At 37.1% G+C, this 26,055-nt stretch carries 23 protein-coding genes and 1 pseudogene; 12 read left to right on the top strand and 12 right to left on the bottom strand.

Going from position 1 to position 26,055, the window contains the following annotated elements; genetic code table 11:
• The first annotated feature begins 29 nt into the window (after positions 1-29).
• The 4 genes from F6K27_RS17965 to F6K27_RS17950 all read left to right on the top strand — a co-directional run bounded on the left by F6K27_RS17965 (position 30) and on the right by F6K27_RS17950 (position 6,379).
• Entirely contained in the window at positions 30-1,706 is a 1,677-nt protein-coding gene (locus F6K27_RS17965) for an AMP-binding protein (protein WP_287275399.1), read from the top strand.
• A 36-nt stretch (positions 1,707-1,742) separates the two neighbouring features.
• Positions 1,743-3,437: a cytochrome c oxidase subunit I gene (gene ctaD / locus F6K27_RS17960; protein WP_287275401.1), complete on the top strand. Its 1,695-nt coding sequence runs from the start codon at positions 1,743-1,745 to the stop codon at positions 3,435-3,437.
• Positions 3,438-3,685: 248 nt separating this feature from the next.
• On the top strand, positions 3,686-4,300 hold the full coding sequence (locus F6K27_RS17955) for a heme-copper oxidase subunit III (RefSeq protein WP_287275403.1): 615 nt from the start codon (positions 3,686-3,688) through the stop codon (positions 4,298-4,300).
• A gap of 561 nt (positions 4,301-4,861) precedes the next feature.
• Entirely contained in the window at positions 4,862-6,379 is a 1,518-nt protein-coding gene (locus tag F6K27_RS17950) for a GMC oxidoreductase (RefSeq protein WP_287275404.1), read from the top strand.
• Positions 6,380-6,864: 485 nt separating this feature from the next.
• Here the strand turns inward: F6K27_RS17950 and F6K27_RS17945 are convergent, their stop codons facing one another.
• From F6K27_RS17945 to F6K27_RS17920, 5 genes and pseudogenes are all read right to left on the bottom strand, one after another.
• Entirely contained in the window at positions 6,865-7,281 is a 417-nt protein-coding gene (locus F6K27_RS17945; RefSeq protein ID WP_124146580.1) for a putative toxin-antitoxin system toxin component, PIN family, read from the bottom strand.
• Positions 7,278-7,511, bottom strand: coding sequence for a hypothetical protein (locus F6K27_RS17940; protein WP_124146579.1), 234 nt, complete (start codon positions 7,509-7,511; stop codon positions 7,278-7,280). The genes F6K27_RS17945 and F6K27_RS17940 overlap by 4 nt, the downstream gene beginning before the upstream one ends.
• A gap of 35 nt (positions 7,512-7,546) precedes the next feature.
• Complete coding sequence (locus F6K27_RS17935) at positions 7,547-7,804, bottom strand: hypothetical protein (protein ID WP_287275406.1); 258 nt, start codon at positions 7,802-7,804, stop codon at positions 7,547-7,549.
• Positions 7,805-8,359: 555 nt separating this feature from the next.
• Positions 8,360-8,995 (bottom strand): annotated as a pseudogene (locus F6K27_RS17925) (hypothetical protein).
• Positions 8,996-9,002: 7 nt separating this feature from the next.
• Positions 9,003-9,179 carry a hypothetical protein gene (locus F6K27_RS17920; protein WP_287275412.1) on the bottom strand — a complete coding sequence of 59 codons (177 nt, stop codon included), beginning with the start codon at positions 9,177-9,179 and terminating at the stop codon, positions 9,003-9,005.
• Between the two features lie 430 nt (positions 9,180-9,609).
• Between F6K27_RS17920 and F6K27_RS17915 the strand changes: the two genes are divergently transcribed.
• The 3 genes from F6K27_RS17915 to F6K27_RS17905 all read left to right on the top strand — a co-directional run bounded on the left by F6K27_RS17915 (position 9,610) and on the right by F6K27_RS17905 (position 11,925).
• Complete coding sequence (locus F6K27_RS17915; protein ID WP_124147012.1) at positions 9,610-10,059, top strand: DUF3598 family protein; 450 nt, start codon at positions 9,610-9,612, stop codon at positions 10,057-10,059.
• A gap of 155 nt (positions 10,060-10,214) precedes the next feature.
• A complete protein-coding gene (locus F6K27_RS17910; RefSeq protein ID WP_287275414.1) occupies positions 10,215-11,189 on the top strand; it encodes an NADPH:quinone oxidoreductase family protein in 975 nt (324 codons plus the stop codon).
• Between the two features lie 280 nt (positions 11,190-11,469).
• Positions 11,470-11,925 carry a DUF29 domain-containing protein gene (locus F6K27_RS17905; RefSeq protein ID WP_205127517.1) on the top strand — a complete coding sequence of 152 codons (456 nt, stop codon included), beginning with the start codon at positions 11,470-11,472 and terminating at the stop codon, positions 11,923-11,925.
• A gap of 331 nt (positions 11,926-12,256) precedes the next feature.
• On the opposite strand, the gene F6K27_RS17900 is transcribed toward F6K27_RS17905, so the two are convergent.
• Entirely contained in the window at positions 12,257-13,039 is a 783-nt protein-coding gene (locus F6K27_RS17900; protein ID WP_287275416.1) for an SDR family NAD(P)-dependent oxidoreductase, read from the bottom strand.
• Positions 13,040-13,295: 256 nt separating this feature from the next.
• Between F6K27_RS17900 and F6K27_RS17895 the strand changes: the two genes are divergently transcribed.
• Positions 13,296-13,676, top strand: coding sequence for a DUF4437 domain-containing protein (locus F6K27_RS17895; RefSeq protein ID WP_287275418.1), 381 nt, complete (start codon positions 13,296-13,298; stop codon positions 13,674-13,676).
• Complete coding sequence (locus F6K27_RS17890; protein ID WP_353736009.1) at positions 13,636-14,193, top strand: DUF4437 domain-containing protein; 558 nt, start codon at positions 13,636-13,638, stop codon at positions 14,191-14,193. The genes F6K27_RS17895 and F6K27_RS17890 overlap by 41 nt, the downstream gene beginning before the upstream one ends.
• 28 nt (positions 14,194-14,221) lie before the next feature.
• Here the strand turns inward: F6K27_RS17890 and F6K27_RS17885 are convergent, their stop codons facing one another.
• The 6 genes from F6K27_RS17885 to F6K27_RS17860 all read right to left on the bottom strand — a co-directional run bounded on the left by F6K27_RS17885 (position 14,222) and on the right by F6K27_RS17860 (position 20,521).
• Complete coding sequence (locus F6K27_RS17885) at positions 14,222-15,034, bottom strand: alpha/beta fold hydrolase (RefSeq protein ID WP_287275419.1); 813 nt, start codon at positions 15,032-15,034, stop codon at positions 14,222-14,224.
• A gap of 66 nt (positions 15,035-15,100) precedes the next feature.
• A complete protein-coding gene (locus F6K27_RS17880; RefSeq protein WP_124147008.1) occupies positions 15,101-15,556 on the bottom strand; it encodes a DUF29 domain-containing protein in 456 nt (151 codons plus the stop codon).
• Positions 15,557-15,587: 31 nt separating this feature from the next.
• Positions 15,588-16,403: an alpha/beta fold hydrolase gene (locus F6K27_RS17875; protein ID WP_287275420.1), complete on the bottom strand. Its 816-nt coding sequence runs from the start codon at positions 16,401-16,403 to the stop codon at positions 15,588-15,590.
• A 354-nt stretch (positions 16,404-16,757) separates the two neighbouring features.
• A complete protein-coding gene (locus F6K27_RS17870) occupies positions 16,758-16,892 on the bottom strand; it encodes a hypothetical protein (protein WP_287275422.1) in 135 nt (44 codons plus the stop codon).
• Positions 16,893-17,077: 185 nt separating this feature from the next.
• Positions 17,078-18,805, bottom strand: a complete 1,728-nt coding sequence (locus tag F6K27_RS17865; protein WP_287275424.1) for an ABC transporter ATP-binding protein/permease — start codon at positions 18,803-18,805, stop codon at positions 17,078-17,080.
• Between the two features lie 9 nt (positions 18,806-18,814).
• A complete protein-coding gene (locus F6K27_RS17860) occupies positions 18,815-20,521 on the bottom strand; it encodes a hypothetical protein (RefSeq protein WP_287275426.1) in 1,707 nt (568 codons plus the stop codon).
• 427 nt (positions 20,522-20,948) lie between these two features.
• Between F6K27_RS17860 and F6K27_RS17855 the strand changes: the two genes are divergently transcribed.
• The 3 genes from F6K27_RS17855 to F6K27_RS17845 all read left to right on the top strand — a co-directional run bounded on the left by F6K27_RS17855 (position 20,949) and on the right by F6K27_RS17845 (position 24,924).
• The gene (locus tag F6K27_RS17855) at positions 20,949-21,134 is read left to right on the top strand and encodes a hypothetical protein (RefSeq protein ID WP_287275427.1); all 186 of its coding nucleotides are present in this window, start codon (positions 20,949-20,951) and stop codon (positions 21,132-21,134) included.
• A 495-nt stretch (positions 21,135-21,629) separates the two neighbouring features.
• Positions 21,630-22,829, top strand: a complete 1,200-nt coding sequence (locus tag F6K27_RS17850; RefSeq protein ID WP_287275429.1) for an RNA-guided endonuclease TnpB family protein — start codon at positions 21,630-21,632, stop codon at positions 22,827-22,829.
• Between the two features lie 346 nt (positions 22,830-23,175).
• Positions 23,176-24,924, top strand: coding sequence for a hypothetical protein (locus F6K27_RS17845; protein WP_287275431.1), 1,749 nt, complete (start codon positions 23,176-23,178; stop codon positions 24,922-24,924).
• Positions 24,925-26,055: the final 1,131 nt, after the last annotated feature.

The following is a 26,055-nucleotide window of genomic DNA, read 5'->3' as shown; positions in this document are numbered from 1 at the left end:
GGTAAGGGAAGAGATAAAAATATAGCTCTATGAAAAAAATTTACCCCGTAATATCGGGAAACAGCCCAACTATTCTTGCTGAAATTTTACAAACAGCAGCCAAAACAGACCAAAAAATTGTTTATATCCAACCGGATAAATCAGAAAAAACCCAAACCTATAAAGACTTACTTTTAGAAGCTCAAAAGATTCTGTCAGGCTTGAGAAAATTTGGATTAAAACCACAAGAAAAGGTGGTTTTTCAAATTGAATCTTATCAAGACTTTATCAGTAGTTTCTGGGGGTGCGTCCTTGGTGGTTTTGTTCCAGTTCCAGTTAGGAGTATTAACTATACACCTGAACAAATCAACAAAACTACTAGCAGACTTGCCCATACCTTACAGATGCTAGAGCAGCCATTGTTGTTGACAGATGTCGTATTTGCTGAACAAATTCCTCAGATTCCAGAACTATCGCAGGTGGGAAAGTTTCCAGTGCTGACAGTTGAGGAATTGTGCGGAAATGAACCTGATACTAACTGGCATTCTAGTCAACCGGATGATGTGGCAGTCATGATGTTTACTTCTGGGAGTACAGGTATACCAAAAGGAGTGGTACTGAGTCACAGAAACCTGCTGAGTCAAACAATGGGTTCAGTCCAAATGAATGGTTTTACCAGGAAAGATATTAGCTTGAGTTGGGTTCCAATCGATCATGTAGGAGGACTGGTATATTTCCACATTCGAGATGTTTATTTAGGCAGCAAACAGATTCATTTTCCTTTTGAATTATTTTTGCAAGAACCGCTAATTTGGCTAGATTTAATCGATCGGTTTAAAGTGAATATTGCCTTCGGCCCAAATTTTGCATACAGTTTAATCAATGACTGTGCTGAAACTATCTCAAAACGACAATGGAATTTATCGTCGATCAAATTTTTCTTAAACGCAGCGGAACCTATTGTGACAAAAACAGCACGGCGTTTTTTGCAGTTGTTAGCACCCTACGGATTAGCTCCTACGGTGATGTGTCCTTCTTGGGGGATGGCAGAAGTTTCTTCTGGTGCGACTTTCTCCCATAATTTTTCCCTGGATTCCACCACAGATTATGATTTGTTTGTGGAAGTTGGGTCGCCAATTCCTGGAGTTGATTTGCGAATTGTCGAGGATCAAAATCAGGTTGTTTCAGAGGGGGAAATTGGCGGATTACAAGTTAAAGGGTTAACTGTAATGTCTGGGTATTATCAAAATCCCGAAGCAAACCAAAACGCCTTCACTCAGGATGGATGGTTCAATACTGGAGATTTGGGGTTTCTCCAGGATGGGCGTTTAACTATTACGGGACGGCAGAAAGATTTGATTATTATTTGTGGTACTAACTATTATTGCCATGATCTTGAAGCAGTCGTAGAAGAAATTGCAGGTATTGAAGTCTCTTATACTGCTGCTTGTGCAGTTAGAGAATCAGAGGACAATACTGATAAGTTGGCAATCTTTTTCAGTGCGACTGACACTGAGGATAATTCCTTACAAGTCCTGATGCAGAAAATTCGGGATAAGATTGTGGAAAAGATTGGCGTGAGTCCAAATTACTTGATTCCGGTTTCTAAAGAAACAATTCCCAAAACAGCGATCGGTAAAATTCAGCGCCAGGAATTAAGAAAAAGATTTGAGGCGGGTAAATTTAATGGGATATTGACTGAAGTTACACTTCAGAAATGGCAGTAGATTTTTATTTGCAGATATCAAGGAAAAAAATATTTTATGAAAGAAATAACAATTGACGGCATCAGTGATGTCACGGAAAAACCAGAACACGAACAACCGCCTAACTGGCGACGATATTTCAGCTTTAGCACCGACCACAAAGTTATCGGTATCCAATATCTAGTCACCTCTTTCCTATTTTTCCTAGTAGGTGGAATATTTGCCATGGTAATTCGCGGCGAACTAATGACACCAGAATCAGACCTCGTAGACCGCACCATTTATAACGGAATGTTCACCATGCATGGCACGATCATGCTGTTTCTATGGACATTCCCATCTTTAGTTGGTCTGGCAAACTATCTCGTACCCATAATGATTGGGGCGCGAGACATGGCATTTCCTCGTCTAAATGCTGCTGCATTTTGGATGGTGCCAGTAGTTGGCGTTCTGATGATAGCCAGTTTCTTTGTTCCTGGCGGGCCCGCACAATCAGGTTGGTGGGCCTATCCTCCAGTAAGTATACAAAATCCCACGGGTAATTTAATCAACGGTCAGGTACTATGGATTCTTGCCGTTGCCATTTCTGGTGTTTCCTCCATTATGGGGGCAGTTAATTTTGTCACAACTATTGTGAGAATGCGAGCGCCTGGTATGACATTTTTCCGGATGCCAGCTTTTGTTTGGACAGTATTTGCTGCTCAGATTATTCAATTGTTCGGACTGCCAGCACTAACAGCAGGTGCAGTGATGTTACTATTTGACATCACAATGGGAACTGGATTTTTTAATCCTGCCAATGGAGGAAACCCGGTTCTATTTCAGCACTTTTTCTGGTTTTACTCCCACCCCGCAGTTTATGTGATTATTCTGCCTATTTTTGGTATTTTTTCTGAAATATTCCCAGTCTACAGTCGCAAACCACTATTCGGGTACAAAGTGGTGGTAATTTCATCAATGCTGATCGCTGGGGTAAGTGGTTTAGTTTGGGTACACCATATGTATGCGAGTGGTACTCCTCCCTGGATGCGGATGATTTTTATGCTTTCAACTATGTGTGTTTCTGTACCGACGGGAATTAAGGTATTTGCCTGGGTGGCAACTATTTGGGGTGGAAAGATTAGGCTAAATACTCCCATGTTATTTGCTTTGGGTGGGTTAATTATGTTTGTGTTTGCTGGTATTACTGGCATCATGCTTTCTTCTGTTCCGGTAGATATTCACGTTAACAATACTTATTTTGTGGTGGGTCACTTCCACTACGTTCTCTATGGTACGGTAACAATGGGAATGTATGCTGCTATTTACCATTGGTTCCCTAAAATGACTGGGAAAATGTATTATGAAGGTTTGGGACAGTTGCACTTTTGGCTGTCATTCATCGGTACTAACCTCAACTTTTTACCCATGCACCCATTAGGTTTACAGGGAATGTTGCGCCGAGTTTCTTCTTATGCACCTGAGTATGAATTTTGGAATATCATCGCCAGTCTGGGGGGGTTTTTATTAGGAATGTCTACTTTGCCGTTTATTTTAAATATGGTGAGTTCATGGATACAAGGTAAGGAAGCACCTGCTAACCCTTGGCGAGCGATCGGTTTAGAGTGGATGATTTCTTCTCCACCAGATGTGGAGAATTTTGAAGAAATTCCGATAATTATTGCTGAACCCTACGGTTATGGTAAGTCGGAACCTTTGACTTCTAATGACCCCAATGGACATCATGCAGAAGTTCCCGAACCTGTTAATTAATTAGGTGGTAGTAGTAGGTTGGGTTAAGCGAAAGCGCAACCCAACAAAAATATTTGTCTGTAATATAGCAGTCGTCTAGGAGATTCTCGCTCCTCTCAAATTTAGTCCAGTAGGTTGGGTTAAGCGAAAGCGCAACCCAACAAAAATATCTGTCTGTAATATGCATCTGTTGGGTTGAGGGACCCCTCAACCCAACCTACGGCAACTATAGCGAGGATAAAACCAGTAAATTAAAGGAGAATTAAAACATGGATAGTTCGATCGCATCAGAACAACTACAGGAACCTTTGCATTCAGCAGTTGCCGAACATACCCACGATGAAGAAGGTAATAGTATGTTCGGGTTTATCGTTTTCCTACTTTCGGAAAGCATAATTTTCTTGAGTTTCTTTGTGGGATACATTATCTACAAAACAAGTTCCACCAACTGGTTGCCAGAAGGTGTGTCTGGTTTGGAAGTTAGAGAACCTGCGATTAATACAGTAATTTTGGTTTCGAGTAGTTTCGTTATCTATTTTGCCGAAAAAGCTTTAGAAAAGGATAACTTGACTTGGTTTCGCATATTTCTGTTTGCCACAATGGCAATGGGAACTTACTTTGTAGTAGGTCAAGGAATTGAATGGAATAGTCTAGAATTTGGTTTCACAACGGGAGTATTCGGTGGAACTTTCTATCTGTTGACTGGTTTTCACGGTCTGCACGTTATGACTGGTATTTTGTTGCAGGGTATTATGTTGGGTCGTTCTTTCATTCCTGGTAACTATGATAACGGTCACTTTGGCATTAATGCTACTTCTTTATTTTGGCATTTTGTTGACGTAATTTGGATTATTTTGTTTATCCTCATTTATATTTGGCAGTGAAATAATTATAGCAGGGAACAGGGAACAGGGAACAGGGAACAGTGGTAAAAGCTTTTTTCTGTCTCAGGTTCATCGTCAATGTAAGTTAAACACCAACTCGTTCCTTGCTGTAGCAGTCAGGAGTCAGGAGTCAGGAGTCAGAATAAGTTTTTTGTGTAGCGCTCTATCCAAAGAATTTCAAATATTCAGAGTGTGAGCATCTCATTCACTCACATAACTTTAATTAGGAGTTAGGAGTCAGAATAAATTTTTTGTGTAGCGCTCTATCCAAAGAATTAGACATCTCCTCCAAAAGAGGGAATAGGGAACAGGGAACCCACCCCTCGCCCCTCCCCCTCCCAGAAGAGGAATAATTGATAATTTATGGATAAAACTTGATTTTATTTTTTATTTTTGGAAATGTCTATTTCAAATATTCAAATAACTTTCAAGAAAACAGAATCTTGACAACAAGAGACTCTCCCTTATCCACTACTAAGTAGCACTATACAATCTTATTTTTTACTTTTGACTTTTGACTTCTTCAATACACCTCAAAAAAAATATTAAAGGAAGAATAAAATGATTATTGATGACCAACATTATGATGTAATTATTGTCGGTACAGGTGCAGGAGGAGGAACATTAGCCTCTAAACTTGCTAGTACTGGGGAAAAAATACTCATCTTAGAAAGGGGTGATTTCATGCCCCTAGAAATTCAAAATAGAGCTAACGTTGATATCTTCAAAAAAGAACTTTATCGTGCCCCCGAAAATTGGTATGACAACGCAGGCGAACCCTTTTCTCCTCAGACAAATTATGCCGTAGGTGGCAATACGAAAATCTATGGTGCTGCTCTCATTAGGATGCGAGAAAAAGACTTTGAAACAGTAAAACATCAAGAAGGAATTTCTCCAGAATGGTGTCTCAAATACAAAGACTTTGAACCATATTACACTGAAGCAGAAAAACTTTATAAAGTTCACGGTCAAGTTAGCAAAGACCCAACCGAACCTACCCACAGTGCAGAATATCCTTATCCCGCAGTTGACCACGATCCAGAAATTAAAAAAGTTGTCGATGCGATCGCCGGGCAAGGTTTACATCCAGAAACTTTACCATTAACTCTTACCCGCGAAGAGGAAGACCCCACTGGAGACTCGGAAGTCTTCGGTATTGCACCACTGCTAGACTCTCCTAACATTACTATTAAAGCTAATGCAAAAGTAGTCTGTTTACTCACCAACTCATCGGGTAACACAGTTAAAGCAGTAGAAGTAGAAATTGGCAAACAATCATTTCTATTTTTTGCCGATATTGTCGTACTTGCTTGTGGAGCAGTAAATTCAGCAGCATTACTATTACGTTCTGCTAATGAAAAACATCCAGATGGTTTAGCAAACAGTTCCGGACAAGTGGGACGCAACCTGATGAAACATCTGATGACTGCCGTAGTGCAACCTAGTCCTAAACCAAACTCTGGGAACTTTCTCAGAAGTGTGAGTGTGAATGATTTTTATTGGGGGGATGAGAATTTTGCCTATCCCATGGGTCACATAGAAAATACAGGTGGTCTGCTGCAAGATATTACTTTTGCTGAGTCTCCACCCATTTTATCTGTGTTAGCAAAAGCGATGCCAGGGTTTGGGTTGAAGCAGTTAGCATTACGTTCCATTGGTTGGTGGTTGCATTCGGAAATAGTACCAGACCCCAATAACCGAGTTGAAGTCAAAGGGGATAAACTGTTTTTCCATTACACTCCCAATAACTGGGAAGCACACGATCGCCTAGTACATCGTTGGATGGATGTATTGAAGTTGGTAGACAAAGAGGTAGGAAATTCTGTCTTGAAGCGCGGCAGCATTTATCCCCGTGGGGAAGTTCCCATTGAGGTTGTAGCAAACCAATGTGGTACTTGTCGGTTTGGGGAAGACCCGAAAACATCAGTTTTGGATATTAACTGTCGTACCCACGATGTGGATAATTTATATGTTGTGGATAGCAGTTTTTTCCCATCAAGTTCGGCAGTGACTCCTGCATTGACAATTATTGCTAATGCTTTGCGGGTAGGGGAACATTTGAAGGAAAGATTACAGTAATAGTCGTGCATTGTCATTATTTTTTTGACGAAGCATAACAGTGGGAGCATCTTGCTCCCGTGTAATATCATGTTCCCCCGGAGGGGGAACTACGCTAACGGTTGAATACTTATAAATGACTGTTGTGAGGAGTCAGGAGTCAACCCACCCCTAACCCCTCCCAGGAGGGGAAGGACCTAGTCAGGAGGAAAGAAAGGAGAAAAAGAACAAATATTCGAGAATAGTATTGATAATTTAAGTATTTGTTTGGTACTGTCGATACCCGGAGTCCTTAAATTTTATTATAACTGATTATCCGCAATTCGTAGCTCCCCTGGAGGGGGAACATGATATAAGATATTCCTTAGTTCCTGCATACTATTACTATTGAGGACTACCAACACTTATAATAACAGCTCATAGTTGCCCTTTAGCGCCTCAAATATATCTAGCAGCGCTGAAGTGCAACTACAAACAAAGACTTTATTGTCCGAATATAATATTACTCAAGAATTATTTATCTGTTCAAATAACTGTTGAACTGACAAAATAGGCAGACTTGCACCAGCAAAATCATCAGCATTACGAGTAATAATAGCATCAAGATTCTTAGCATAAGCACAAGCTAATTGCACTGCATCTTCAAAGTCTCTCAAATTAGAAGCAAAAGCAGTTTCTAAAATATTACGATTAACGTCACAAATTTCTAATGCTAATGTCATAGCAACTGCTTCTCTTGCTCTTTCAATACTTTTGGTTTGTTTTCTGACAATATAAAAAATATTAGTTAAGGTTGTTGCTGTCACAAAACCTTCAATTTGCTGATTTTTAATAACTTCAAATAAAGCATCAGCATCGCCGAAAAATGGCTCTCTCTGTAGGAGAAAATCAAGGGCAATATTAGTGTCTATTAAAACTTTCATTTTAAGTATTTCTCCACTAGGCGTTCCTCTAGCATCGCCTCAACCTCAGCATCAGTCGGAGGCGGGTCATCAGTTTTTGCTATACCTCGCAAACCTTCTATAGCAGCTTTGAGGTCGCGACGGGGGCGAAATTCCTCGTTCAAAGAATCTGTAATGTCCTTGAGTAAAGAGAGGCGATCGCTTACTGATAAATTCAGAGCTTTTTTTCTTAATTCCTGTAGTTCTGACATAATTTTTGTTCCTTCAAATTGCTTTTATCTAAATATTATAGTATGTATTTTTCTCGGGATTTTAAATATTTCTCCACTAAACGTTCTTCTAGCATAGCTTCAACTTCCTCATCATTTGGAGGTGGACTATCTGTTTTTCCTATGCCTCGGAACTTGTCTAAGAAATCAGGAGGTAACTCTGGCCGAGGGCGAAGTTCCTCATTCAAAGAATCTGTAATTGCCTTAAGTAATAACAGGCGATCGCTTACTGATAAATTCAGAGATTTTTTTCTTAATTCCTGTAGTTCTGACATGATTTTTATTCCTTCAAATTGCTTTGATATAAATATTATAATATGTATTTTTCTACGGTAATTTTTTCAAAAATCAATGGTCAAACCTTTATCTTTCAACACTTTTAGACTGAATTAGCAAGGCTAACTATTGTCCAACAGATGAATCAAACATCAATAAAGTCTGAAAATCAGCGATCGCTATCGCGGTACAGATGTGAGAATGCTACTTCAAAAATCAATGGTCAAACCTTTATCTTTCAACACTTTTAAATTGAATTAGCAAGGCTAACTATTGTCCAACAGATAAATCAAACATCAATAAAGTCTGAAAATCAGCGATCGCTATCGCGGTACAGATGTGAGAATGCTACTTCAAAAATCAATGGTCAAACCTTTATCTTTCAACACTTTTAAATTGAATTAGCAAGGCTAACTATTGTCCAACAGATAAATCAAACATCAATAAAGTCTGAAAATCAGCGATCGCTATCGCGGTACAGATGTGAGAATGCTACTTCAAAAATCAATGGTCAAACCTTTATCTTTCAATACTTTTAGATTGAATTAGCAAGGCTAACTATTGTCCAACAGTGGCACATAAATTTGCCTAAAAGTGAATTTTTCATCAAATACTTCTTCGTCTGGTTTAGTAGCAATATTCTTCTCTAAATACTTATCGATACTGCCATAAATTTCCAAATCTCGTTGCCACCCATATCCATAAATTCCGGCTAATTTCTTAGCATTGTCTTTCACCTCTACCACTGCTTATTTCATATAACGGTGGGTACTGCGAGAAATTCTTTCGGCAACAATTTTGGCTTTATTTTCAGCTAAACCAGATTCTTTAAAACGTTCAATCAAAATTTCATCAAACTTTTCCATCAAAGGTGAATCATAGAAACTAACCAAAATTTTCCCAGGTCCTTTGTCATTAAAATCTATTTCTTCATCCAATTTTTTAATCTGTTTTTGTACCGCTTCCGATGCCTCAGTTTCTGTCAGTTTTTCCGATATTTCAGAATGGTCTATTAAAAATCTTCGTAAACTTTCTAAATAAGCTACCTGAGCCACCAATTGTACTTCATCTTCTAAAGTTGGCTCCTGACGAGTTTTTTCAATAATAAAAGTAATAATTCCAGTTGCAATAGGCAAAAAAGGTAAACCCGCTCCTGCAACTTTTCCCAGGGGAGAATTTAGTACATCCAAAAGTGAATCAATATTTCTCAATAAAAGGTTTTAACTCTTTAGCATCCTGATTTTCTTGTAGAGCTTTTGCTATTTCCAAAACCGCCTTAGCTGACTCAACCCCACCTTTAACAGTTTCCGATAAATTCAATTCTATTTCTGTGTTGAGAAATTGCCAAATATTCCGCCAGAGTTTACTTGCCATAGTTAATTTTTATTCCTTTAATTTTTGCCCAATATATTTGGATATCTACAATTTAATTTCTGTCAATTCCTGATTTTAAAAGAATTGTAGTAGTAGACTGACACACTTTAAATGGTGCAATAAGTGTAGGTTGGGTTGAGGGACGAAACCCAACAAATATCTTTCTTCCCTACTCCCTATTGCACAGTTTTAGCTGTGTCGGTCTAGTAGGGTGTGTTAGCAAAGCGTAACGCACCGTTGATCGTCTGTGGAACATTAAAAGCGGTAGTGCAACCCAACATCTACCTGTTTTTGTTGGGTTTATCCGGAGGATAAGCTCCGCTAACCTGGCATCAACCCAACCTACAAACTTACTTCCTTCTTCCTTCTTCCTTTTTCCTTCTTCCTTCTGCTATAACATAATTATCTTTGTCCCATCAGGAGTTAGATTATGTCCAAAATTAGAGAAGAAATGTCCGTATTAGTCCGTCATGAAGGAGATTGGAAAGGAACATATACAATAGTAGATAATCAGGGTAATATTATCGATCGCCATAGTTCTCATTTAACTTGTCAATTTCCAGATAATGGAGAATATCCCTATTTTCAAACTAATCGTTATGAGTGGGAAGATGGTAAAAAAGAAGAATATAAATTTCCTGGAATATATCGAGATAAAAAAATTTGGTTTGATACAGAAAGGTTGGATGGTTATGCTTGGGAAGTAGATGATTCAACAATTATTTTGTGGATTACATATAAAGGAATGCCAGATTTATATATCTATGAAATGATTAATATTAGTCCCGATAATAATCATCGCGCTAGAACTTGGCATTGGTTTAATAATCATCAAATAGTTAAACGAACAATAATTAAAGAAGAAAGAGTCTTAAATTAGGAGTCAGGAGTCAGGAGTCAGGAGTCAGGAGTCAGGAGGGAAGATGGGGGGGATGGGGAGATGGGGAGATGGGGAGTGTGGTCAGAAATTAAAAAATATATATCTTCACACGTTCGCGAGCAGGACAACCAAATAGTTTAAATAATACACCAAAAATGAAAGCAGTTCGCATACATGAATATACAGGTATTACTGGTATTCGAGTAGAAGAAACAGAAATGTCGCCACCAAATATTGGTGAAATTAGAATGCGTGTAGGAGCAGCAGGAATTAATAACTCAGACCTGCAAATGACCTACGGAAAATATAAAAGACCAGGGAATAATGCACTACCTCAAATTTTGGGTCAAGAAGCAGCAGGTATAGTTGATGCAGTGGGGGAAAAAGTTGAAGGGTTTTTGCCAGGAATGCGGGTAGTAGGACACGTTAAAGGAGGTTTTGCCGAAATGGCGATCGCTCCAGCAACAGAATTATTACCTATTCCTGATGATATATCTTTTGAAGTAGCTGCGAGTTTACCTATTAACTATTTGACTGCTATTTTAGCTCTCATCTATCGGGCAAAAGTTCAGGTAGGAGAGTGGGTATTAGTCCATCCTGGTAGTGGTGGTGTGGGGACAGCAGCAATACAACTAGCGAAATTATTGGGAGCAAAAGTTATCGCCACTGCTGGTAATAGAGCTAAAGTGGAATACCTGTTGAAACTGGGTGCTGACTATGGTATTGACTATAGCAACCAAAATGTAGTTTCTGAAGTCAGAAAAATTACAAATAATATAGGGGTACAGGTGGCAGTGGATGGTGCTGGTAAAGTGACATTTGCTGACTGTTTAGAAGTTATAGCTAATAATGGTCGTATTGCTTGCTATGGTACGACTACTGGTTTAGATGCTGCTTTACCAATGGGAAAATTACTGGGGTGCAATATTGCTGTTTATGGTATTGCCCTTTGGTATAACAGTGATTATCAGGCAAGTTGGCAAACTCTCAAAAATTTAATTATACCAGCATTTGTGCAGGGAAAGTTGCAACCGACCATCGAGGAAGTAGTCAGTCTGGAGGGAGTGTCAGCAGCATTGACGAAAATGGAGGAGCGTCGTTTGATGGGAAAAATTATTGTAGTTCCTTGAGAGTTATAAAATTAAGGGTAGTTCTGCGGAGCGTAATGGTAAATAGGAAGAAGCAATGCCTAGTGCGGGCATCCTGCCCGCTAATAAGGGAGCAAGATGCTCCCACTACCGTTTCTGGTAACAAAAATAATTACAATGCATCACCAGCAAATTAAAAATCTAATATAGTGATCAAAAAACTTTCTCCTTCTTTTCTTCTTTCTTCCCTCCTGAATTCTGACTTCTCCGTCGTTTATTTATAACTATTTAAACGGATATAATATAATTAGGAGTTTTACTGATGAATTCTATTGACGTGACTAGACAAACCAATATAAAGATTAGAATGACTAATCTATATGAAACAGATTTTGTTCAATGGACAGAAGAACAAGCAAAAGCTTTGAGTGAACATAATGAAAAAGCACTTGATTGGGAGAATTTAAGAGAGGAGATAGACAACTTGGGAAAAGAGCAAATTAATGCAGTTCATAGCTTTTTAAAACAAATTATAATTCACAGATTAAAGCTAGACTACACTAATGATATCCAATCGCGCGGACATTGGATTGATGAAATTGATGATTTCCAAGATGAAATTGAGAGAAGACTTACTAATACCCTATTAAATAAAATCAATATTCAACCTGAATATGAGCGAGCAAAGCGTAAAGTTTTAAAAGTATATGATGTTAGTTTACCCGATATTTGTCCTTATACTTTTGAAGATTTGATGAAAAGATTGCCAGAAAATTGATGATCGCGGTTTTCATCACGATCATCGATTATTCTGCTTTTATAGCACCCATTTGAGATCTATATAATTATGGTTATCAAGTCTTTTCGCGCATCAATTTTGAGGAAAAATCATCAGCAAGGAGTGTTGAATTTTTTGTATTATTTTTCCCCACATCTTCCCTCTTACCTCCTGTCTTCTGTCTCCTGTCTCCTGTCTCCTAGCTAAAAAAACGCGCATATTTATGAAGATACGATCAGGGGTTCTATAGCACTACAAGAATTGGTCCGGACATTTTTCAATCCTAAAATCCTTTTACAGTTTGCTATTCCCTATTCCCTAGCGCGTAGCGCTATAGAGTTTGACTAAACCGATGAATATTCCAAAATAAAGATAATTCTAACCCACCATCAACATAGATATGTTGACCAGTAATAAATTGACTTTCTGGAGAACATAAAAACCCAACCAGAGGGGCGATATCTTCGGGTTGACCCCATCTTCCCATGGGAGTTACTTGGGGAGGAATTTTATCAATATAAGGTACTTTATCGAGATAGCCATCCCAAGCTTGAGTTTTGATATAACCAGGGGTAATAATATTAACAGTAATTCCCCGTGGAGCAACAGCGATCGCGTAATGTTTAGCTAAGGTTTCCATTGCTGCTTTTGCTGGTGCTGCCATTCCATAGACTTTCCCTGGGTTATGAACACCTGTTGCAGAAATAACAACTACTCTACCTTGACCATCAACCATATAATTTAAGGCTTTTTCAATACAACGAATAAATGCTTTAGGATAAATTTCTTGAGCTGCTTCATACTGTTCAAAAGTAAAATTTCCTGGTAGTGTTGCAGTAATAGCATAACCAGCGACATGAACAAAAGCTGTGAGTTGACTATTAAAGTTTTCTTCAACTACCTGAAATAAAGCATTAACAGTTTCAGATTTTTTGATGTCTCCAGCTACAGTAATAACCTTAATATTCAATTTTTCTAACTCTTTTTTAACTGCAAGAGCAGCATCATGGTTAGAATGATATCCCAGGATCAGATTAAAACCATCTTCAGCTAATTTACGAGAAATAGCTAACCCTATTCCACGAGTTCCACCAGTAATTAAAGCAACTTTCATAATTCTTAAAATAGTTAAGTTTTAGGTTCAGAGATTAATATTTAGATTAGTCTATTTTATCTCCTTCAGGATAAATAGATAGACACAATTATTAAGATATTTACTACTCAGATATATTTTTGATTCCCTATTCTTTATTTTCTACCTCCACCAACATATTAAATTAATTTTGCATAGTGGAACTTGCCATTTCAAAGAACTATAGATTACATTATAGTTTACTTAAAAAATACCAATTTCAACAGGGGACTAAAGTATGATGGGCGAAAACCAAGAAAATAGCAATAGTGAATTTGAAGTACCATCAATTAAAGAAGACTGGGGAGGAGATGGTAGAGGACGGATGAATTTATCTGGGAGAAGTACAGCAATTTCTCCTCAGTTTATCCCTCGTCAATACCAAATTTTCGACTCTAATACTGTACCAGAAATTTTAGATTGGCGCATCCAGGGAATGCCAGAAACTGTCCCTTTCGCAACAAGAAGATTACTATCTTGGCATAATTGTGGTGCATCCACATCAAGGGTAAGTTTACCCCCTCAATTTACAGCTCCCGCAGGAATATTTACAGCCGATCTAGAAATTTTTTTTTGTTCTGAGTGGAGTTATTCAAATAGGAGAATGGCAATTAGATAAACATAGTTACTCTTTTATTCCTGCTGGAGTTAGAGTTGATAATTGGAAGGTTTTAGGAGATGAACCTCTAGAAATTCTTTGGATGGAAAATGGAGTAGTTCCTTTTAAATATCAAGCTTCAGAAATAGACGATCCTAATGCTATAATTAATGAGTTTATTCCAGCATTGGATAGTAAATTTTTACCTTGGGGAAAAACAGAAACTAGCCAATTTGAAGTGGCTAAAAAGAAGTATTTAAGGAAAGATAATAATGGGGGAGGTGTGTGGTTAATCGCTATTCTCCCTCATTATTATGGACATTATCCAGCAATTCAAAGTTATAACGAAGAAGGATATACTTTAGTCGGGTATATGAATCTAGGTAATTATCAATTGATTAAGAATTGGTTTCACTATTGTCCGAGTTTTTCAACTGTTCCTAGAAATATTACTGATGATGGTTTTTTAGCATTTGTTCGAGTCTATCGGGATATTTCAAAACCTGGGAGGGTTTTATCTTATGTATATCGCTTATAACTGAACAAAAAATACAATTATTAATTCTCTAATTATCTAAAAAATCCACCACTATTTTAGCAATTTCTTCAGACATTTGATTCATCATGTAAATTGTACCACCTTCAATATCAACTTTCTTAGCATTAGGAATTGTTTGAGTAATTAGTTTTCTATTTTCTGATTTTGCAAGTCCTAATTTTTCTAGTTGTTTGATGTCTTCAGTTCCGGACAAGATTAGGGTTTGAGAATTAATTAATCCAAATCTTTCTAAGCTTTTCTCTGCATAATTCATTATTGAAAAAGGACCATAGGGAGGATAACCATGGCATCTAAACTCATCTAATAAACAACGATGATTTAATTCTATTGAACCTACATAGCTTAAACGAACAGGCCATCTGTTTGTCAGGTGAGAACCATCTTCTCTAATTTCAAAAGCATTAGAAAACCTATTATAAAGTATTTTTCTTTCCTCTTCCTCAAAATAATCAATACAAGATAACACCAGTTTATTAACTCTTTCTGGGTATGCTGCTGCTACTTCTGCTGCTACGAAAGCACCTGTATGATGCCCAAGAACATTTGCTTTTTTGATTCCCAATTTATCTAGAAGTAAAGTAACTGTTTTGGCGTAGTCTTCTATATAATACATTCTGGGAGGTTTATCCGATTCACCAAAACCTAAAAGATCCACAGCAATAACTAACTTTTTTTCTTGAATTAATCTTGGCATTAATTCTCGATATTCATCGCTACTTTTTATATTTTGATGTAGCAAAATTAGTGCTTCACCTTCTCCTCCAATTCGATAATGTATTTGCCCGTCTTCTGTATCTAAAAATGCTCTCTTTATTTTCATAATTTTAATTTCTCCTCATCTACATTTTTGTCTAAAAAAATTAACAGTAACTTATGATTATTCTTGTCAATTTTCTGGTAATCTTTGCATTAAATCTGCAAAAGTATAAGGACATTGATCGGGAAGGTCTAACTTATATTCACTTAAAACTAATCTTTTAGCTCTTTCGTACTCTTTATCTATATCTACTTTGTTTAACAGAGTTTTAGTTAGTCTTCTCTCAATTTCATCTTGAAAGTTGTTAATTTCAGTTTGCCAGTGGTTTCGAGGATAAATATTAGAGGAATAGTCTAGTTTAAGTTTGTGTTCAATTAACCTTTTGATAAAACTACTGACAGCATGAATTTGTTCTTTTCCCAAGTCTTCTATTTCCTCTTTTAAATTGTTCCAATCAAGAGCTTTTAGATCGTGATCGTTTAATGCTTGAGCTTGTTTAATAGTCCACTCCACAAAGTCAGTTTCATAGAGATTAGTCATTTTTGTTATTTCATGGGTTTCTGTAGTCTCGTCAATAGAACTCATAAGTTAAACTCCTAATAGGTTACTTTTTCCTTTAACAGTTATCTAAAAAATCAATAACAACTCTAGATATTTCTTCAGCCCTTTGATTAATCATACAAATGGTTCCCCCTTCAACTTCAAAAGCTTGACTATGGGGAATTGCTTCAGATAACCAACCTTGATTTTCTGCTTTTGCTAAACCATATTTTTCAATAGGTTCTAATGCTTTAGCTCCTGTACAAACTAAGGTCGGACATTGAATAAGTTTAAACCTTTCTTGGGCAGAAACACAATATTTACTAACTGCTAAACCAGTATAAATAGGTCTACCAAAAGTTTTTAAATCATCAATAAGACAACGGTGATTTAATTCTGCTTCCAGATAGTTACTCCGCGTTAACCATCTTTCCATGAGGTGAGAACCATCTTCTTTTATGGTAAATCCTTGCCTATACCTTTCGCCAATTTTTTCTGCTTCTTCTGCATCAAAACCATGAACATTACAAAGAATTAATTTATTCAGGCGATCGCTATAAGATACGGCAACTTCTCCAGCAATATAACCCCCTGTTAAACTGCCCAAAATGCTACATTTTTGAATCCCTAATTCATCTAACAATAAAATAACAGTTTTAGCATAGTCTGCAATAGAATATTCTCTAGGAGGTTGATCCGAATTTCCTAACCCCATTAAGTCCATAGCAATAACACGATATTTAGGGGCTAAAATTGCCATTAACTCTTTAAATTCATCGCTACTTCGAGGAGTCATGTGAAGTAAAACCAGAGGTTCTCCTTCTCCTCCTATTCGGTAAAAAATTTGTCCGTCTTCTGTGTCTAAAAAGGCTTTTTTAATTGTTTTTTTCATATCTTTTTTCCCTTAAATTATGTTTGATTGCGTAAGTTCTAATTATATAGCGTTTCTCAAGTTACTGAGGTCGAATTGTTTTTCGACACCCTATTCCCTACTCCCTATTTTTAGGAAAATGCTGTAAATATTAATATACACCTCCAAAAATCCAAAATAAAATCAATTCTTATCCATAAATTATCAATTATATCAAATTCGCTTAATTCGGTATAAAAAAATCTGGTAGTCCTGCATAGTAATGGTGAAGATATATATTTTTGGGGCGTTGGTAATTTGAGGTATGATATTATCTCCGGATAAGAGCGCTATAAAACTCCGCGACCTTTACGCTTCCCGAAAAACTTTCTCCTTCTATTCCTCTTTCTTCTTATTTCTTACCTCCTGACTCCTGACTCCTGTTCCCCTCCTGGGAGGGGGAGGGGCGAGGGGTGGGTTGACTCCTAAGTAATTAAGATTAATATCATACACGCGCTTTACCAACGCCATTTTTGGTAGTCCTGCTCGCGTAATGGTAGGTGGAGATCAGGAAAACTTAGAATGGGAGCAAGATGCTCCCACTGCCTATACCATTACAATGTACCACTACCACATTTTTTAATTTTTTCCCATACTTCCCATCTCCCCACACTCCCTACTCCCATCTCCCATCTCCCATCTCCCATCTCCCTATTTTAATGAATTGGCATAAACTTATAATCTTGTGCAGAAGTCACTCGCCAAGTTTCATCACCCATAACTTCCAAAACTTGGTGGTGATATTGTAACAAAGTTGGTCGGTGTCCGACACTAACATAAGTAGTCGATAAACTTTGCAAATGTTGGTAAAGACTTTGTTCATTTTGCACATCCAGAGCGCTCGTTGCTTCGTCTAAAATTGCATAACGGGGTTGAGTCAACAACAAACGAGCAAAAGCAACCCGCTGTTGTTCTCCCATTGACAACATATTCTCCCAATCTTCAACGGTATCTAAACCACCGAATATTTCTGCTAATTTTGGCAAATTAACTTGGTTAAGCACTCGATAAATTATTTCATCAGAGATATTTAAGTCAGTGCGTGGATATAGCAGTTGATCTCGTAGAGAACCTAAAATCATATAAGGATGTTGTGGTAAGAACAGAATCTCTTCTAGTTTCGGTCGGTAAATTGTCCCAGTTCCAGAATTCCACAAACCAGCGATCGCTCGCAAAATAGAACTCTTCCCACTACCACTCACCCCCACAATTAAAAGTCCTTCTCCCGGTTGTAATTCTATAGATACATTTTTAACTAAAGTTCTTTGATAGTTAGGAGTTTGCAAAGTAAGATGCTGTAAACTTAAACGGGAATCTTCAACAGTATCAATTATTGTACTACCCTCGACTGGTGATGCTTTTGGTTCTTCTAGAACTTTAACAAAACTCTCTAAACGTTCAATTCCTGCAATAAAACTGGTGAGAAATTCAAACATCCTAACTATGATATTCAAAGACCTAAAGACCCTTCCAAAAGCTCCATTAGCTTCTTGTATTGCTCCCACTTCCAACCCTGGTTCCCCTGCCAAAATTCTCGGACCAATAATTAAAGCAGGTAACATCCAGGTAATATAATTGTATATGTTTTGAAAAATATCTAAGTTTCTCTCCCAAGTAATTACTTTATTATAAATACTTAAAACCGGAGCAAATACCTGCTTAATGTAGCTAAATTCTCTATCGCCTCCATTATAAAAAGCAATTGATTCAGCATTCTCTCGAATTCTCACTAAACCAAATCGAAAATTTGCCTCTCGTTTCAGTTGTTCTTTTTTAATTGGAATCAAAATTTTACCAAAACCTATAGTTGTAATTAGCATACCTCCTACAGAATATATGACTAAAATCAGAACCAATAATTTTGATTTTTCCCAAAGTAGAATTCCAAATGCAAACAAGTTAAAAATTGCTAAGGCAAACTGCCTAAATAGAGTTACAGAACGATGACAAAATGATGCAATATCTTCTGCAATTCGCTGATCGGGGTTATCAATTTCTCGATAGAGGGTATTGATTTTATAGAAGCAATCATTTTGGAAATACTTATCTAAATAAAATTTAGTTAACCACTCTCGGGAATACAAACGAATTTTATCTTCTAAATACTGCCAAGTAGCAACAGTAATAGCTAACACAATAGAAGCACCAATATAGAAAAATGCAGATTTCCAGAATCTCTCAGAGTCCCCATCAACTAAAGCAGAGATTAATTCTCCTTGTTGTTTGAGTTGATTAAGTCCTATAGTTGAATCTAAACTGAGAAGACAAAGCAGCAATATAAATAAACCAATTGCTCGCCATTTCTCTGGAGATTCCCACCAATATAGTTTACCAATTGCCCAAAACCTCTGGAAAATGCTGAAATTAAGTTTTATATTTTTCATTCTGTGTATTTAATATGATTCATCTGTGTTAGCTGTACAGTCTTTGACTGTTGTTAAAGGAACACCTTTACGAGTGACAGAATAAACAGGATCGCAACTGGGAAAATTTTCTTCATACTTGAAACGATAAAAATATAAATAATAATCAGGTTGTTCTAATTTCATTTTTTTTAACTCGTTTTGATCGATGACAGTAAAATCAGATGTCGCAAATGGTTTTGCGGAGTATAAACTCCACCATCTTGGAACAGCTATGATCGCTCCTTTTTTACCATTCTGATTAATCCATTCTATACCATTTCTCATGCTTAATGCCCAATAATCAGTTTCATATTGCCGATGGGCAGCTTGTAATCCTCCAAAAACTCGATTAAAATAAATATACTCATAAGGATGTATTGTTACCATATCAAACAGAATAATCAGAACTCCTAGTAAAGTGACCCCTACTAACCAACGCTTAAACCTGGGTTGAGAAATCTGTTGGTAGCTCCAAATGAAGCCAATCGTTGTGACGATCGCCATTCCCGGAATTACAAACAAAAAGTGTCTTAACCCATCATAAATAGTAGAACTTTTGATAATGGCAATCATCGGCAACAGAAAGATTTGCAAAATCACCAGAAGAATATAGGCTTTTTGGCGATCGCTAAATTGATGATATTTTCTAGTTAGACCGATTAAACCTAACAAAAAGTAAAATAGAAATATTGAAGGAGTCGTAATCAGAAACCAGGTAGGAAGATAATCCCAGGGTAGTTCCGAACCTTTAATAAATTCTCCTTTAAATAAAACCGATCCAGGCCATTCATGTTGGGAAAAATAGCTGATGGCATCCCAAAACCAACGAAAAGGGTTTGACCAAGAAGAGGGGGTAACACAGAAAAGAGCGATCGCCCAACTGACCGTCATTAAAACATAATTAACTAGGTAAAATTTGAGAAATTTTCCTATATTGTTTCGGGGAATTAATATTAAAGATACCAACCCTACAAATCCCAACATCATAAACCCACCAGTCCGAATACCACTGAGCAACCCTACTAAAATACCATAGCCTATCGCTCTAATGCTAGTGCGCTGAATTCCCAAAAAAAATGGTGAATTTGAGTTTTGTTTGATTTCTTCAACAATATATGCTCCTAGATAAATACAAAGGCTAAATAAAGCAGCAAAAGGAATATCTCTAGGATTAAAAAAACTATGTCCCCAAAATCGAGGAAAAAGGGCGAGCATTAGAGGAGCTAACCAAGCCCATTTTTTTCCATAAAGGAGTGTAATACCTCCAGCGACAGATAGGTAGCTAATTAGAGAAACACAAAAGGTAAAAACGTGCTTAGTTAAAAAGCGATCGAGAACCAGAATTTCTGAATCAACTGCTGATAGGTATGGTTCTAAGGGAGGACGAGAAAATAAATGAGTTTCGAGCCAATGCTTAACTTGAAAAATGATTTCAGCCACCTTATCAAAAACAATTCCATAAAATTTCAAATCTGATGGTATTGTTTTTCCTTCCTGAATGAATTCCCAATTCCATTGAACAATTTTAAGATATAGATGCTCGTCAACCGATATCCCATGATGATTTACAGTCGAAAGACCAATCAGAGTAATCAGGGCTAATATCGCCCCTAGTTTGATATAACTTTTGTTAAATAGTTTACCTAATTGCTCAAAAACTTTGGGAAGCATGGAAAAAAGTTTGATGTTTTTCATTCTGTCTATTTATAAGGTAAGGCATTGAATTAAGTTTAAACCTTTCTTGAGCAGAAATACAATATTTATATCATGTCCGGTTGAATAGTTATAAATAACTTTGGAGAAGTCAGGAGTCAGGAGGAAAGAAGAAGGGAGAGGAGAAGAAAGTTTTTGATCGCGTTTGCGTAGCATTGTGTAGAAAAGAGGAACGGAGTTTGATCGCGCTATTCAACGGACATGAGGCGTTTCTGAATGGTAATGATTTTTAAATTAAGTATCAACGCAAAACATAAGTTTTTCAATTTTACCTTCAGCTACTTACCATTACATTTCAGCAACGCTCAACAAAGGGAAATCTTTTAACATTCCGCATTTTCTTTCCCTTCTTGTTGTTCTAATAAACTCATTTTACTTAGCAATTGAGATTGCTAGAGCTAATTATAAATTGCCAGAAAACCAAAGATTCAACTTATTTGCTGGCGATACTCTTTATAATTGCGAAACCTTAAACAAAGGTCAGCAAGCAATTCAAGTACCAGAATTATTAGACATCTCCAGAAAAGAGGCAACAGGCAACAGCTCCGGAAGGCAACAGGGAACCCACCCCGAACCCCTCCTGGGAGGGGAATAATTGATAATTTATGGATAATAATTGATTTTATTTTGGATTTTTACCAGATGTCTATTAGAAGATGATGTGATTTTGGCAGATACTTGGTTGCGACAACAAAAACTAAGATAACACAGAATACATTCTATAATTAAACTATTGTTATTGTCTATAAACACCTGATGAGTAATATCATGTCCCGTTGAACAGTTATAAATAAACGATCAATGAGTTAGGTAGGGTAGGTGTCGGATTGTCGAAGTATAGGAGTCAGGAGGGAAGAAAGAAGAAGAAAGAGGACGAGAAAGAGAAGAAAGAAGACGAGAAGGAGAAAGTTTTTTTATAACTAATTATCCAGACATGATATAATATAAAATCAAAAATAATTATATGATATGGCGATAATTAAAATTTTCACCGAAAAATTGGGTTTGAAGCCTCGCCCTTTTAGGGCGACTTTTTAGTTGTTTTTTGTTGAGAAATCTGCTAGAATATTGTTAGTTTAAAAATGCAATTATGAAAGCTAGGTATAAGTATCGTATCTATCCAACACCGGGACAAAAACACAAATTAGCAAAACTATTTGGCTGTGTTCGTGTTGTCTGGAATGATAGTCTGGCTTTCTCTCAACAAAAGTATAGATTAGGAGAGAAGAAACCGACTAATTCTGAACGACAAAAACAGTTTATTACATCTGCAAAAAAAACTGAAGAGAGAGAATGGTTATCGGATGTTTCAGTTGTACCATTGCAGCAGTCATTAAACGATTTAAACCAGGCTTATCAAAACTTTTTTACTTCAACCAAAGGCAAAAGAAAGGGTAAACCTGTAAGGCCCCCTAAGTTAAAAACTAGAAAGTCTAAGCAAACTGCGAGATTCACCTTGAGGGGATTTAAACTACATCAAGATAAAGTCTATTTAGCTAAAATTGGTAAGTTAAAGATAGTTTGGTCTAGAGAGCTACCTGCTGCCCCGTCGTCAGTAACAGTAATTAAAGATTCTGCCAATAGATATTTTCTAAGTTTTGTAGTAGAAATACAACCGGAAATCTTGCCTCAAACTGATAATTCAGTAGGTATAGATTTAGGAATTAAAACTTTTGCAACTTTGAGCAATGGTGAGAAAATTGATGCTCCAAAACCATTAAAGAAACGAATCAATAAATACAGGAAGTTAAGTAAATCATTATCTAAAAAAACTATAGGGTCTAAAAGGTATGATAAGGCACGGTTGAGAATAGCAAAATTTCATGCCAAACTGAAAGATACAAGGACTGATTTTCTACATAAATTATCCACTGAAATAATTCGTGATAACCAAACAGTTATTTTAGAGGATTTAAACGTTTCCGGAATGGTTAAAAACCGGAAATTATCTAGAGCGATTTCAGATTTGGGATGGCGACAATTCCGAACATTCCTAGAAGGAAAAGCTCTAAAATATGGTCGTGGATTTAGAGTAATTGATAGATGGCTGGCAACATCTCAAATCTGCTCTTGCTGTGGATTTAAGGGTGGGAAACTAGACCTTTCAATTAGGGAGTGGGAATGCCTCAACTGTGGTGCTAAACATGACCGAGATGAAAATGCAGCCATCAATATATTCGCGGGTGGGCAATCCGAGACTTTAAATGGACGTGGAGGCAAGCGTAAGACCACCGTCAAGGAGGCAGCAGCCTATGAAATGTCAACCCGCCGAGGGGCTACGGCTCGGTAGGAATCCCCGCGCCTTTTAGGCCGGGGAGGATGTCAAATTCAAAAAGTTAAATGAAAAAGATACAGCAGATTCCAAGTATATAAAGTACGGCGTTGGTAAATCAAGAGATGAAACTTTCAGACTAATCCCCTTCTGACTCACTCTAAATTTTTAACCAGAGCAAGTAATGAGTATCACCCCTGCTAGAAAATCATCTTACTAATTACCAACGCCTAAAGTACAGATATTAACAATTAAATGTTCCCAGTGCGGGTCTTTTGCCCGCTATAGCATCTTGCACGCTATGGGTGTACCTCACACCTGGTGGAATCTTCTGTATCAAATAGATTAAGAGGTCACTACTAAATTGGCAATCGTAATTAACACCAGAAAAAGTCTAAAAACAAATAACTTCAACTATTTCCTACTAAGCATCTCAATTCTAATAGGTACTATTCTCCGCTACAATTTTTCGGCAGACAAACCCGCTGACTCTATAGAAATATCCACTTTAGGTTACAGTCTCGGTCATAACTTTCTTGAGATTCCCCTAGATAAAGTCATCACTTGGCAACAACTCCTCTCACCTTTATGCTTAGACACAACAACTCCCTACAGCGACGTCATTCACAACCTAATGACCGAAAGCACTCATCCCCCTCTATATTTTCTGCTGACTCATTTTTGGCTAAAAATATTTACCTCAGATGGAGAAATAGTATCATTAGCAGTAGGGCGATCGCTCAGTGCTTTGTTTGGTGTATTAGCTATTCCGGCAATATTTGCCCTTGGTTGCTTTGCCTTTCGCTCTCAGATAGTGGGGCAAATAGCTGCTGCACTGATGGCGGTGTCTCCTTTCGGCATCTACATTGCCCAAGAAGCGCGTCATTACACCCTAACTATCCTCTGGATAATCATTTCTCTAGCTTGTCTCATCGAAGCAATACGCTGTATTCAGCAGCAAAAAATATTACCTTTATGGTTAGGATGTTTGTGGGTAATAATTAATAGTTTAGGCATCGCCACCCACTACTTTTTTGCATTAACCCTAGCTGCGGAAGGCTTAGTTATGGGTGGGTTTTTCCTAAGGGATATCAAACAATTTTCTCAACGTTATTGGTGGCGCATATATGCAGTTGGGTTGGGAAGTTTGCTCGGTTGTTTAGTCTGGTTGCCAGCAGTGACAGGTATTTCGGGCAATGACTTGACGAGTTGGATCGATACCAGTTATGACCTAGATGAAATCTGGCAACCTATCCTGCGTTTATTTGTATGGGGAATAACAATGATATTTATGTTGCCAGTGGAGGGAACAAATACTTTTATTAGCATTGTTTCTGGCGTGACAATGTTGTTAGTATTAGTCTGGGTTTTTCCTAGTTTATGGCAAGGGTGGAAAGTAGAGATTGCCTCTCCATTAGCAGGTCTTTCTCTTCAGATATTAGGATGGTTTTTAGGCTTTGCCATCTTCCTATTTTTATTTGTAATTTATGGTTTAGGAAAAGATATATCTTTGGTCGCTCGTTATAGCTTTGTTTATTTTCCTGTAGTTTTATTGTTGTTGGGGTCAATTATGGCGAGTTGTTGGCAAAATAATATTGCAGAGAAAAAACAAAGAAGCAAACTGTTTAAAATTATTCCGACTTTTTTCAGAGCAACAGGAAAAAAAGTAGTTGTCATAATATTAATAATGGGATTATGTGGAGCATTAAGCGTAGTTACAAATTATGCCTATCAAAAATCACGACAAGCCGATTTATTAGCCCAAGTCATTCAAACAAAATCTCAAGCCCCAATCTTGATTGCCATGAGTTATAAAACTCACTCAGAAATTCGTGCTTTAATGGCTATTGGTTTATCTTTTCAACATCTCGAAAAAAAGACTAATTTACCAACACCAACCTTAGAATTTATTCTGGCAAAAAAAACAGAAAAATCACCATTATTACCAGATTCAACAATTGCTCAAATCTTGAAAGAAAAAACCATACCTCTAGATTTATGGGCAGTGAATTTAGAAGTAAATGAAAATGATTTAGAGAAATTCAACTGTTGGGAGAATCCCGATATTTTACCCAAAGTTAATTATAGTTATGAACTATATAATTGTCGGTAAAATTTAGTACGATCAAAATGAAATTCTTTCTATAGCAATGTGCGCTGGCATATTTACAAATTGCAGGAGGTGTCCAATAGCTAAAAGTCTTATAGAACCCCTAACCGTATCTTCATATAAATATCAAGTTTTTTTGACTAGGAGACAGCTATACTGGAGACAGGAGACAGAAGGTAAGAGAGAAAAGGTTAAGAGGGAAGATTTGGGGAGAGATAATACAAAAAATTCAACACTCCTTCAACTGAATTTTCCTCAAAATTAATGCGCGAAAAGACTTGACTACCATAATTATATAGATCTCAAATGGGTTCTATATGATCAGCAATTTATTCCCCCTATTGCCTATTGCCTCTCTTGGTGCGCATTCCCTCTCTTGGTCGGCATTCCCTTGCGACTGGCGTCGTCGCGGGGTCCGACCGCTTGCGACTGTCGTCGTCGCGGGGTCGCACCGCTGTTGCCTGTTGCCTGTGGGCAGCGCTATAACTTGACAAAAAAAATTATGTCTCATTCGACAACGTACTCAGACTCTTCCCACCCTGTAAAGTCCGCATTAGGGATGATGCCGAAACCACTCCCAACTTCAAAGATCCACTAATAAGACTTACACAAAATAGAATCATAAAATAGCTTCAAATATATACAAGCATAGAGTTTTGCCTCAAAAAGGTATAAATCCTTGGCGTTGCTGATTTGAGGTATGAAATTCAAATTTTTTGGGTAAATTTTCAGCAAAAAAATAGTGCAAATTATACCCATTTCTTCCTATTTAATCACCGAAAAACTTCTTTCTACCTACTCTGCTGACTCCTGTACGGACGTTAACGATAGTTGTGCGCCAGCAAACGGCCGTTATAGTAGAGTAAAACTCTGTTTTTAGTCAAATCGATATTCCTAAGTAAAGTCTTTTAACCAGGGAAATTATTCGTAGCATTCTTTTTTATATTTCATATAAGTACCACTATAGCAATGAGCGCTGGCATCTTTACATGTTACATAGATATTTGCAATGTAATATAAAAGTAACTGTATGAGCTGTATTTTTCATAAATTAGGCGATCGCTAAACCTTAAAGTTTTAAGGATGTCTGTAATGGTATTGATAATTTACAGTTTATAGCTTGAAATTGTTTAC

Origin of the sequence: Okeania sp. SIO2F5 (assembly GCF_010692685.1) — a bacterium.
GTDB lineage: Bacteria > Cyanobacteriota > Cyanobacteriia > Cyanobacteriales > Microcoleaceae > Okeania > Okeania hirsuta.
Note: the sequence above shows the minus strand (reverse complement) of the source record. Positions and strands in the feature narration are given on the sequence as shown.